At 51.7% G+C, this 11539-nt stretch carries 9 protein-coding genes and 1 pseudogene; 7 read left to right on the forward strand and 3 right to left on the reverse strand.

Annotated elements, in window-relative coordinates; translation table 11 throughout:
* Positions 1 to 183, forward strand: a pseudogene (locus UF06_RS27250) (ISAs1 family transposase); the annotation flags it as partial.
* A 609-nt stretch (positions 184 to 792) separates the two neighbouring features.
* On the opposite strand, the gene proX reads toward UF06_RS27250, so the two are convergent.
* From proX to proV, 3 genes are read right to left on the reverse strand one after another with little or no spacing between them, the layout of a single operon-like run.
* Positions 793 to 1800, reverse strand: a complete 1008-nt coding sequence (proX, locus tag UF06_RS20405; RefSeq protein ID WP_045572077.1) for a glycine betaine/L-proline ABC transporter substrate-binding protein ProX — start codon at positions 1798 to 1800, stop codon at positions 793 to 795.
* A 1-nt stretch (position 1801) separates the two neighbouring features.
* On the reverse strand, positions 1802 to 2881 hold the full coding sequence (gene proW, locus UF06_RS20410) for a glycine betaine/L-proline ABC transporter permease ProW (protein ID WP_045572078.1): 1080 nt from the start codon (positions 2879 to 2881) through the stop codon (positions 1802 to 1804).
* Positions 2882 to 2886: 5 nt separating this feature from the next.
* A complete protein-coding gene (proV, locus tag UF06_RS20415) occupies positions 2887 to 4074 on the reverse strand; it encodes a glycine betaine/L-proline ABC transporter ATP-binding protein ProV (protein WP_045572079.1) in 1188 nt (395 codons plus the stop codon).
* Positions 4075 to 4451: 377 nt separating this feature from the next.
* Between proV and betI the strand changes: the two genes are divergently transcribed.
* The 6 genes from betI (at position 4452) to choV (ending at position 11328) form a co-directional block, all read left to right on the forward strand.
* Positions 4452 to 5075 carry a transcriptional regulator BetI gene (betI, locus tag UF06_RS20420; protein ID WP_045572080.1) on the forward strand — a complete coding sequence of 208 codons (624 nt, stop codon included), beginning with the start codon at positions 4452 to 4454 and terminating at the stop codon, positions 5073 to 5075.
* A complete protein-coding gene (betB, locus tag UF06_RS20425; RefSeq protein WP_045572277.1) occupies positions 5068 to 6528 on the forward strand; it encodes a betaine-aldehyde dehydrogenase in 1461 nt (486 codons plus the stop codon). Before betI ends, betB begins: the two co-directional genes overlap by 8 nt.
* A gap of 22 nt (positions 6529 to 6550) precedes the next feature.
* Positions 6551 to 8251 carry a choline dehydrogenase gene (gene betA / locus UF06_RS20430; protein ID WP_045572081.1) on the forward strand — a complete coding sequence of 567 codons (1701 nt, stop codon included), beginning with the start codon at positions 6551 to 6553 and terminating at the stop codon, positions 8249 to 8251.
* A gap of 70 nt (positions 8252 to 8321) precedes the next feature.
* A complete protein-coding gene (locus UF06_RS20435) occupies positions 8322 to 9260 on the forward strand; it encodes a choline ABC transporter substrate-binding protein (RefSeq protein ID WP_045572082.1) in 939 nt (312 codons plus the stop codon).
* A gap of 44 nt (positions 9261 to 9304) precedes the next feature.
* Entirely contained in the window at positions 9305 to 10147 is an 843-nt protein-coding gene (gene choW / locus UF06_RS20440; protein ID WP_039435335.1) for a choline ABC transporter permease subunit, read from the forward strand.
* A gap of 2 nt (positions 10148 to 10149) precedes the next feature.
* Complete coding sequence (gene choV, locus UF06_RS20445; RefSeq protein ID WP_045572083.1) at positions 10150 to 11328, forward strand: choline ABC transporter ATP-binding protein; 1179 nt, start codon at positions 10150 to 10152, stop codon at positions 11326 to 11328.
* Positions 11329 to 11539 lie beyond the last annotated feature (211 nt).

Genomic DNA, 11539 nt, shown 5'->3' on the forward strand with positions numbered 1-11539 from the left:
TGTCAGATTTACCGACAAAACGCGGCTGAAAATTTGGCAGGTTTAAGACACATGGCACTTAACATGCTAAGAGCTGAGCCAAGCAAAATTAGTGTGCCAATGAAGCAGAAACGTTGCATGATGAACCCCGGCTTCTTGGAGCAAGTCTTAGTTGCTGGATTTAAGTCAATGACTAAATTCTAACCATTCATGCGGACGCCCTGGCCTTGAGACCAGTATAAACACCGTCTAACGTGATGTTTTCTTTGATTTACTCTTGGGGAAATGTGCATTATTGGGTATATAACGAGAGGCCCACTCAAGTTTATTGCCTATTTCTGACTATGCTTTGTGCCGTGACAAATCTCGTTGCCAGTTTGTGTGAGATTTTAACTCCTTAGGAAGCAACTCCACCTGCCTATAACCTGGGTCCGCTAGCAGCAAGTTGTTCTGTATTGCTTTTAGTCCTGCATTGCTTTTAGTTTTGAACTGCTTTGGGCTCAGGTAAAAATCTCTTTCTGACGCACTATCATCTTGAAGCAGCACATCATCAAAGGTGGCGAGTTTATCTGGTAGTGTGGCACTCTGCTAGCGAGCAAACGGTTGGTATAGGTGGTTTGTTTGGCGACGATTATCTGATCATCAATGAAGCCTTTTTCTAACTAAATTTTCGCAAAAATAATAGGTTAGCCCTTAAGTTCCTGTCTATGAAAACCCCATAGCTCATTGGCTTAAATGAAAATGCCGAGATTTCATCGGCATTTTCAGATGCACGCGTATCAAATAGCTCTAGAGAGCAATGTTGAACGTCAGCTACATCGCCGCTTTTTTCGCCGCTTCAACCCAAGCATCAAATTGCTTTTGGTGCGCTTTTATCCAGCCATCGACATGCGCTTCAATGTCGGCTGAACGATTTTTGCCTTGGCTCATCATCATATTTTGCGCGCTCACATCGTTGATGTTCACTTGCATGATGGCAAACAACTTCGCCGCTGCTGGGTTTTGCTCGGCAAACGCTTTGTTGGCGACGATGCGCATGCTGTTCATCTCAAAGCCGTAGTTTTTGCCATTTGGCAACGTGGTATCGACATCTTTTCGCTCACCCGGCAGCGCCGAGAAAGGCACTTCAAGCCAGACGACGTCTTTACCGGGAACCAAAACGCCGCTCACCCAATACGGTGTCCAAGTATAGTAAAGAATGGGCGAGCCTTGCTTATAGCGTGAAATGGTATCGGCGATGATAGCGGCGTAGTTGCCTTGATTGTGCGAGACGGTATGGCGCAGACCGTAAGCGCTGAGCTGCGCCTCTATGACCCCTTCACAGCCCCAGCCCGGATTACACCCGGTCAGATCGGCCTTACCATCATCGTTCGCATCAAATAGGCGAGCGATTTTTGGATCTTTCAATTGGCTAATGTTGCTGATGTTGTATTTATCCGCTGTGGCTTTATCAATCAAATAACCTTGCGCCGCGCCGCTGATGTATTGGCCTTGGCGATAGAATACCTTGTCTCCTCCGGCCATGGCGTATTTGTCACTGTGCAGCGGAAACCAGCCAACCGCGAGGAAGGTGGCGTCGCCTTTGGCGATCGAGGTGTAGGCGACGTTGTAATCGACTTCTTTGGTTGGTAACACATCGTAACCGAGCGCTTCAAGGGCACGGTTGACGATCAAGGTTTGAAAGGTCTCTTCCGCAACGGTGGATTGAACTGGCTGTACGGTTACCCCCGCACCGGGCAGTTTTTCTGCCCACGCGCTGCTGGCCAAAGCCAGTGAAGTGAGGGCAGTAGCGGTGAAGGTTTTCTTCCATGAGCAATACATATTATTTCTCCATTTTGCTTAATTCAGGTGAGGGCTTGCGGGAATTGAAGAGTCGCGTTAACAGAGCGGCGGGCCCGGTGTGGTACCAGCGCAGTTTGCTATTACCCGCGTTGTCCCCCAAGGTTTGTGTGATGCGATCGAGTAAAATCGCCAGAATGACGATGCCGACCCCGCCGACTGCGGCTAGGCCCATATCCAAACGGCCAATGCCACGCAGCACCATCTGGCCTAAGCCGCCAACGGCGATCATGGAGGCAATTACCACCATGGAAAGTGACAACATTAGAGTTTGATTGACCCCAGCCATAATGGTGGGCAGCGCCAGAGGCAGTTGAATGCGATAGAGCATTTGCCGTTTGCTGGCGCCAAAGGCGTGGCCCGCTTCAGTCAGCTCTTCGGGCACTTGTTGAATACCCAAAATCGTCAAACGCACCACAGGTGGCAGGGCAAAAATGATGGTGACCACCACGCCGGGCACGTTACCAATGCCAAACAGCATGACGATCGGCACCAGATAGACAAAAGCAGGCGTGGTCTGCATGGCATCCAGCAGTGGGCGAATAATTTTGGCGGCGATTTGGCTGCGTGCGAGCCAGATCCCCAGCGGTAAGCCAATCAACAAGCAGAAAAATACTGATGTCATGACCAGTGCCAAGGTGGTCATGGCTTGCGACCAAGCGCCAATCAAACCGATGAAGATCAGTGACGCGAGTGTGGCACTGCCTAAGCGAACATTTGAGCATTGCCAAGCGAGCAAAAACAGGATCAGCAGCATGATGGGCGCTGGTGTGGAAACCAGTGCGGTCTCAAAAGAGGAGAGAATGAAATCAATCGGCACGCGCACTGCCTGAAACAGCGGGCGACCATGATCCACCAGCCAGTTTAACCCCGTTTCTACCCAGTGATCGAAGGGCAGGATGGCTTGGTCGAAGGGATGAAGTGGATCAAACGATGGGAGCTGAGGTGCATCACTGTTGAGCCAATCGGCATTTTCTGTCGCAGGCGTTGCTTGCCCCCAAGGATCGTTGGGCGCAGCGCTGGTTTGTGACCACGGGTCACTCGTTTCTGATTCGTTAGACATAGTTACTACTCCTTGTCTAGGGTTTGCAGCAGCCGTGATTTGGTGACCACACCAAAATACTGCCCTTGCTCATCGACAACGGGAACGGCGTAAGGCACTCCGGCCACATGGCCCAAAATGTCGTTGACTGACTGTTCGGGCATGAGTGTGATGGCATCTGGCAGCTGCGCGCTACTCAAAGAGCGCTGTTCTTTGTGCGCAAGGCGCAGCGAGTCGAGCGAAACCACACCGGAATAGCGGTTGGATTTATCAATCACGATGCCGTAATCGCTGTCCTGCTCGAGCAATATCTGCATGGCGGATCTTGGGCCGTCGTGCTCACTTTTCTTAAACACCGCCACCGGTTTTTTCCGCGCAATGTCTTTGGCGGTTAATACGCTCGCCACATTGACGCCACGAAAGAAGGCAGCCACGTAGTCGTTGGCAGGACGGTTGAGGATCTCATCGGGAGTGCCGACTTGCACCACATCCCCATGCTGCATGATGGCGATGCGATCACCGATGCGCATCGCTTCATCCAGATCGTGAGAGATAAATACGATGGTGCGTTTATCGTCGTTTTGCAGGCGCAAAAGTTCGTCTTGCATTTCGGCGCGGATCAAAGGATCAAGCGCTGAAAATGCTTCATCCATCAATAAGATATCGGGGTCACACGCCAGTGCACGTGCCAGACCGACGCGCTGTTTCATTCCACCGGAAAGCTCATCGGGAAACGCCTGTGCGTAGGCGTCCAGTCCGACGCGGTTGAGCGCGGCAAGCGCCGTGCTTTCTCGCTCATCGACGGCCATGCCTGCCAGCTCTAAACCGAAGGCAGCGTTTTCCAGCACCGTCATATGCGGCATTAAAGCGAAGTTTTGAAACACCATGGAGATGTGTTTGCGGCGCACCTCGCGCAGTTCTTGCTCAGAAATGTGGGCGATATCTTTGCCCTTAAGCAATACGCTGCCCTTGGTGGGTTCAATCAAGCGATTGAGTAAGCGAACGAGAGTGGACTTGCCAGAACCAGACAGTCCCATAATGACAAAAATTTCTCCGGCTTGAATCGACAGTGACACATCATTGACGCCGATGGTTAATCCTGTCTTTTGCAAAATGCCGTCCTTGTCGACACCCTTTTCCAGCAGGGTAAAGGCCTGCTCTGGTTGCTCCCCGAATACCTTAAACAGGCCTCGGGTTTCCAGTATGGGGTTCATATTTTTTTTCCTTGTGTTGTTATTTAGAGATATAACATTTAGTACTCTAAATAATTATTGAGATTTTTTCAATCTTCAAACTGAGTGTGTTTGGTTTAATCTAAGATTGCGCCACGCTCTTCTGGCAAAGCCAGCCTGTAATTACTGGTTAAATATCAGTTTATTGTTTCTATTTTCATCAATCGGTGTGTTTCATGGTGGCTTGTGTGATGCTTTGTTGAGCAGTGAAAATGAGGTTTCGGCCATCACCGAAGGTTTTATCGCTTCTCTTTGCGAAGGGTTATGTTGGTTATTTGTGAAATAAACATTTGTACACGAATAAATAATGTGGCATTTTAATTTAACTGCACGTTCAATTAAAAACATCAGGAGCCAAAATGCCGAAGGTTGGGATGCCGCAAATACGTAAGCCGCAATTGGTGAATGCGACCATGACGGTGATTGATCGCGTGGGTCTGCACGCCGCCAGTATTGCCCTGATTAGCAACGAGGCGGGCGTATCGACAGGCATCATTAATCACTACTTCGGTGGCAAGCACGGTTTGTTGGAAGAGACCATGCGGGAGATCCTCCGTCAGTTATCGCGCACTGTGGTGGAGCGTTTAGCCGCACTACCCAAACAGGCCTACCACCAAAGGATCAACGCCATCATCGACGGAAACTTTTCCGGCTACCAAGTGGAAAACAAAGTGGCCAAAACGTGGTTGGCGTTTTGGTCTTATTCCATGCACGACGAGCAGCTAAAGCGGCTGCAACGAGTCAATGAGAAGCGCTTGATCTCTCATCTCAAACATGAACTGAAAGCGCTGCTCAATCGCGATCAAGCGGAACTGGTCGCCCACGGCATTGCGGCATTGATTGATGGTATTTGGTTACGCGGGGCGCTCAACCCCGATGGGATCAGTGGCGAAACCGCCAAAGTGATCATTAACGATTATTTGGACAAGCAACTCACTTTTTATACAAACAATAACGACGAGTCAGACCTTCATGATGGATAACAAATCACATTACATTGGCGGTAAAGCCGTAACTCGTGAAGCCAGCGAGTATTTTACCACCTACAACCCGGCCACGGGCGAACCGCTGGCACGCGTCGCTCAGGCTACTTCTGACGATCTTGAGCAAGCGATCGCCGCCGCCAAAAGCGGTTTTGCCATTTGGTCGGCGATGTCGGTGCAAGAGCGTTGCCGAATTTTGCACCGAGCGGTGGCACTGCTGCGTGAGCACAACGACGCACTGGCGAAACTGGAGGTACTGGATAGCGGTAAGCCGCTGCAAGAAGCGATTGCCGTGGACATTGCTACCGGCGCCGACGTGATTGAATACTACGCGGGGCTGGCCGTGTCACTGCAAGGTGAGCAGCAGTCACTCAGTGCCAATCAGTTTTACTACACTCGCCGTGAGCCGCTCGGCATTTGCGCTGGCATTGGTGCCTGGAACTACCCAATCCAGATTGCGATGTGGAAATCGGCCCCAGCGCTTGCCGCAGGCAACGTGATGATTTTCAAACCCTCCGAAGAAACGCCACTTTCGGCACTGAAACTGGCGGAAATATTTACCCAAGCAGGCCTGCCAGATGGCGTGTTTAACGTAATTCAAGGCGACTATCGTGTCGGGCAAATGCTCACTGCCCATCCTGATATCGCCAAAGTCTCCTTTACGGGTGAATCAACTACCGGCAGAGCCGTGATGGCCGATAGCGCCAAGACACTGAAATCGGTGACGATGGAGCTCGGCGGCAAATCACCCCTGATCATTTTTGAGGACGCTAAGCTCGAACAGGCTGTCTCAGCGGCGATGGTGGCCAACTTCTACACCCAAGGGGAAGTGTGTACCCACGGCACACGCGTGTTTGTTCATGAGTCGCTCTATGATGATTTTGTTGCTCAGTTGAAAACGCGCACCGAGCGTTTGCGTGTCGGCGATCCGATGAATATGGAGACGCAAATTGGCGCGCTGATCTCCGGCGAGCATCTGAATAAAGTGATGGCGGCGATTGAAAGTGCGAAACAGAGCGGCGCGACCTTACTCACAGGCGGCGAACGGCTGATGGCAAATGGTTTAGATAAAGGCAATTTTGTTGCGCCAACCGTGTTTATCGACTGCCAAGACGAGATGGTGCACGTGCAGCAGGAGATATTTGGCCCGGTGATGTCGGTTTTGAAGTTTCGCACGGAAGAAGAGGTCATTGCCCGCGCCAATCACAGCGATTATGGCTTGGCGGCAGGGGTATTTACCCAGAATCTTGGCCGAGCACATCGAGTGATCCATCAGCTGCAAGCCGGGATCTGCTGGATCAACACCTGGGGAGACTCGCCCGCTGAAATGCCAGTTGGCGGCTACAAACACTCTGGGATTGGGCGTGAAAACGGCCCGGAAACGCTGCGTCACTACACGCAAACCAAAAGCGTATTAGTCGAGATGGGCGATTTCGTCGGCCCGTACCAATAATCAGCAAATAAGAGAGAAAACCATGCAACAACACTACGATTACATCATCGTCGGTGCGGGATCGGCTGGCTGCGTTTTGGCCGATAGGCTGTCTGAAAGTGGTGAACATCAAGTGCTGCTTTTGGAAGCGGGCGGCTCTGATAACAGCATTTTCATCCAAATGCCCACCGCGCTCTCTTACCCGATGAACAGCGAGAAGTACGCTTGGCAATATGAAACGGTCGCGGAGTCTGGCCTGTCTGGGCGACAGCTGCATTGCCCGCGAGGCAAAGTGCTGGGCGGCAGTTCTTCCATCAACGGCATGGTGTATGTACGTGGCCATGCTTGCGATTTTGATGAGTGGGAAGCGCAGGGCGCGGCCGGTTGGAACTATCAAGCCTGCTTGCCTTATTTTCGCCGCGCCGAAGCTTGGATTGGCGGCGCGGATCAGTATCGCGGCGGGGAAGGGCCACTTGGCACCTGCGCAGGCAACGAGATGACGCTCAACCCGCTCTATCAAGCCTTTATCGATGCAGGAGCCGAGGCTGGCTATCCGCAAACATCGGATTACAACGGCTACCAGCAAGAAGGCTTTGGCCCGATGCACATGACGGTGAAAAATGGCGTTCGTGCTTCCACCTCTAACGCGTACTTAAGCCGAGCGAAAAAGCGAGCCAATTTCACTCTGATCAAAGGCGTTAAAGCGCAAAAAGTGCTGCTGGAGAACAAACGGGCTGTCGGTGTTGTGTTTGAGAAATCGGGCAAAACCTCACAGTGCCTTGCGCGCAATGAAGTGATTTTGAGCGCAGGCCCCATTGGCTCGGTGCAATTGCTGCAACTTTCTGGCATCGGCCCGAAAGCGGTACTTGAGCGTGCCAAGGTGCCCTTGGTGCATGATTTGCCCGGTGTGGGGTGCAATTTGCAGGATCATCTGGAAGTGTACTTTCAATATCACTGCAAGGAGCCCATTACCCTCAATAGCAAACTTGGCTTAGTTAGCAAAGGGCTTATTGGCGCGCAATGGATTCTGACCCGCAAAGGGTTGGGTGCGACCAACCATTTTGAATCTTGCGCCTTTATTCGCTCACGCAAAGGGCTGAAGTGGCCAAACATTCAGTATCACTTTTTGCCTGCGGCGATGCGCTACGATGGACGTGCAGCCTTTGCTGGTCATGGCTTTCAGGTGCATGTTGGCCCGAACAAACCGCAAAGCCGTGGCAGTGTCGAAATCATCTCGGCAGATCCAAACAACAAACCCAAGATTGAGTTTAACTACATTTCGACCGAGCAAGATCGCCAAGATTGGCGAGACTGCATTCGCTTAACACGCGAAATTCTTGTGCAGCCAGCGCTCGATGCCTATCGCGGTGAAGAGATTCAGCCGGGCGCGGACGTGGTCAGCGATGACGCGATCGATCACTGGGTGCGCGAAAATGTGGAAAGCGCCTATCACCCGTCTTGCAGTTGCAAAATGGGCGCGGACGATGACCCAATGGCGGTGCTGGATGAACAGTGTCGAGTACGTGGCCTGAGTGCATTGCGCGTGGTCGACTCGTCGGTCTTTCCCACTATTCCCAATGGCAACCTCAATGCGCCAACCATTATGGTCGCTGAGCGGGCTGCGGACATGATTTTAGATAAAGCCCTACTCGAAGCAGGAAATGTCCCGGTATGGCTCGCGCCGAATTGGCAAGAGAGCCAACGAATGCATCCACCGAAAAGAGCGTTACAACATGCGCTATAGCGATGCGCTAAGTCATCAGCAAATAACACATTTAATAATGAAAAGTCAGAAAAACGATAAGGAATCGATGATGTCTATGACGACAAAACTGCTCACCACCACCGCCCTCACGCTTTTTGCCGCCAACAGCTACGCCAACAGTTGTCAGAAGGTGCGCTTTGCTGATGTGGGTTGGACCGATATTACCGCCACTACCGCTGTTACCTCAGAGCTGCTCAAAGGTCTCGGCTATGAGACGAAAACCGATCTTCTATCGGTTCCGGTCACTTACTCTTCAATGGCCAACGGCGACATCGACGTGTTTCTCGGTAACTGGATGCCGACGATGGAAGGCGACATCGCCAAATACCGCCAAGCGGGCACGGTCGAAACGATACGCGCCAATCTGCAAGGGGCCAAATACACCTTAGCCGTGCCGAAGTACGTTTATGATGCGGGCGTGACAAACTTCGCCGATCTCGCCAAGCACGCCGACAAGTTCAAATCTCGTATCTACGGCATAGAACCGGGTAACGATGGCAACCGCCTGATCCAATCGATGATTGATGCCAATGCCTTTGATTTAAAAACGTTTCGTCTAGTGGAATCGAGCGAAGCGGGCATGGTATCACAAGTCTCTCGCGCCGCACGTCGTCAGCAGTGGATTGTCTATTTAGGCTGGGCACCTCACCCGATGAACAGCAATGTTGAGATGGAATATCTGGCCGGTGGCGATGACTATTTCGGGCCGAATTACGGCGGTGCCAATGTTTACACCAATGTGCGTGCAAACTACCTAGCGCAGTGCCCAAACGTTGGTCAACTGCTGCAAAACTTGCAATTTAGTCTGGAGATGGAAAACCAGTTGATGGAAGCGATCCTCAACAAGAAGCAGAAACCGGCGGTGGCGGCGCAGCAATGGCTAAAAGCCAATCCAAACGAGCTGCAGCGCTGGTTAAAAGGGGTGAAAACCCTGCAAGGCGAAGACGCCGTGCAAGCGGTTATGCACTACCTCGATAGCAACGCGTAAGCGCGTTGCTTGTCCTGTTTCGATTAAATAACAAAGGCTTAATTGTGAATTTTATTACTGACAACAAAATCCCTCTGGGTCAATGGATGGAGACGGGGGTTGACTGGTTGACCTTAAACGCCGCCGGCGTTTTTGACGCCATCTCCTACTTTCTAGAAACGGTTATCCTGTTTGTGGTGGATATTTTTAAGTGGATGCCACCGGCGCTACCGATAGTCATCACCGCCTTATTGGCGTGGCTGCTGCATCGCAGCCTGCCTTTGGTGCTGTTTGTGGTTGCTGCTTTGCTGCTGATCCTTAACCTTGGTTATTGGCAAGAAATGCTGGAAACCTTTGTCTTGGTCTTTGCCGCGACAACGATTTCCGTATTAATTGGCGTACCCCTTGGCATCATGGCGGCGCATCGTCCTTGGCTTTACACCTTGCTGCGGCCAATCCTTGACCTGATGCAAACCGTGCCAACGTTTGTCTATCTGATCCCGACCTTAGTGCTGTTTGGTCTTGGTATCGTACCGGGCTTGATCTCCACCATCATTTTTGCCATCGCCGCGCCGATCCGTTTGACCTATTTAGGCATCACTAAAGTGCCGCAAGAGCTGATTGAAGCGGGCAAAGCGTTTGGGGCCAGCCGTATGAAACTGCTGCTGAAAGTCGAACTGCCAGCGGCGCTGCCCAACATCATGGCGGGCATCACGCAGTGCATCATGTTGTCGCTCTCTATGGTGGTGATTGCTGCATTGGTCGGTGCTGATGGCCTCGGCAAGCCGGTGGTGCGCGCGCTGAACACGGTGAACATTTCACAAGGCTTTGAAGCGGGCCTCGCGATTGTACTGGTGGCGATCATCCTTGATCGCTTATGCAAAACCCCCAACCAAAAGGAGGCATAACCATGGATGCTATTACGATTAAAAATCTGGATGTGGTTTTTGGTTCGGACCCCGCACTGGCGTTTGAAAGGCTCGATCAAGGCAAATCACGCCAAGAGATCATTGATGAAGTCTGCCAAGTAGTGGGCGTCAATAACGTCAGCATGAGCGTCAAAGAGGGCGAAATCTGCGTGTTGATGGGGCTTTCGGGCTCGGGCAAGTCAAGTTTGCTGCGCGCTGTGAATGGACTAAATCCGGTGTCACGTGGTGCCTTGCTGGTGAAAGACGGTGAGCAGCAGGTGGACTTAGCCACGTGCGACCAAGAAACGCTGCGTCATCTGCGCACTCATCGCGTTTCTATGGTGTTTCAAACTTTTGCCCTTATGCCGTGGCTGAACGTATTGGATAACGTGGCGTTTGGTTTGGAGATGCAAGGCATCAGCAAGAAAGTGCGCCGCGCAAAAGCGCGTGAACAACTGGCTATGGTTGGGCTGGCGGAATGGGAAGACAAATTTCCCCATGAACTTTCCGGCGGAATGCAGCAGCGTGTCGGCTTGGCGCGCGCATTTGCCATGGACGGCGACATTCTATTGATGGATGAGCCATTTTCGGCGCTCGATCCGCTGATTCGTGCCCAACTGCAAGATGAGCTGTTGCAGTTGCAAAAGCAGTTGAATAAAACCATTTTATTTGTTAGCCACGATCTGGATGAAGCGCTGAAAATTGGCAATCGCATTGCCATCATGGAGTCTGGACAATTGATTCAACACGGGAAGCCTGAGCAGATAGTGCTGCAACCCGAAAACCAATATGTGCGCGATTTTGTTGCTCACACCAATCCGCTTAATGTGCTGAAAGGACGCTCTCTAATGCGTCCAGTGGAAGAGCTCACACAGCAAGCGCAGCGCTGGCAAGTGTGTAATGAGCAAGCGCTGTGGGTGGAGCAGCAAAAGCAGGGGATAACGCTGGTGGATTCGGCGCACCAATTGCTGGACTGGCATCAAGAGGGCGTTGGCCTTGGCGATATCAATGATCATACTGTCGTTGCAGTCGAGCCTGATATCGGCATGCGTGAAGTGATTGAACTTAAGCAGCGTACTAAACAACCTATTCTGCTGGTGGAGCAGCAACGTCTGGTCGGCGTGCTAAGTGACAGGCAGTTGTATGGTGCGCTCCTTGGCAACTTCGCCGCCTCAGCCTAAGCCAAACAATGCGCCAGTATTGAGCAGAACGGATGGCTTGCTGATTCTTTTGCGCTACACTTGGCCGTTAGCCAATAAAGGGGAAAGCCATGCTGATTGGAATTAAGTTGCTTAAACTGGCGGTGATTTGCGCCGTGTTCTTTACTATTTTTGACTTGATTGCTCATGGTGAAGTGACGTGGGTGGCGCGTTTGCTGAGTTTTTAGAAACG

Source organism: Vibrio sp. S234-5, from assembly GCF_000960595.1.
Taxonomy (GTDB): domain Bacteria; phylum Pseudomonadota; class Gammaproteobacteria; order Enterobacterales; family Vibrionaceae; genus Vibrio.

Excerpts from the sequence above, each read along its gene's own strand:
- betA (WP_045572081.1), top strand. The coding sequence starts at position 6,551 with ATGCAACAACACTACGATTACATCATCGTCGGTGCGGGATCGGCTGGC.
- proX (WP_045572077.1), bottom strand. The coding sequence starts at position 1,800 with ATGTATTGCTCATGGAAGAAAACCTTCACCGCTACTGCCCTCACTTCA.
- proW (WP_045572078.1), bottom strand. The coding sequence starts at position 2,881 with ATGTCTAACGAATCAGAAACGAGTGACCCGTGGTCACAAACCAGCGCT.
- betI (WP_045572080.1), top strand. The coding sequence starts at position 4,452 with ATGCCGAAGGTTGGGATGCCGCAAATACGTAAGCCGCAATTGGTGAAT.
- betB (WP_045572277.1), top strand. The coding sequence starts at position 5,068 with ATGGATAACAAATCACATTACATTGGCGGTAAAGCCGTAACTCGTGAA.
- UF06_RS20435 (WP_045572082.1), top strand. The coding sequence starts at position 8,322 with ATGTCTATGACGACAAAACTGCTCACCACCACCGCCCTCACGCTTTTT.
- choV (WP_045572083.1), top strand. The coding sequence starts at position 10,150 with ATGGATGCTATTACGATTAAAAATCTGGATGTGGTTTTTGGTTCGGAC.
- proV (WP_045572079.1), bottom strand. The coding sequence starts at position 4,074 with ATGAACCCCATACTGGAAACCCGAGGCCTGTTTAAGGTATTCGGGGAG.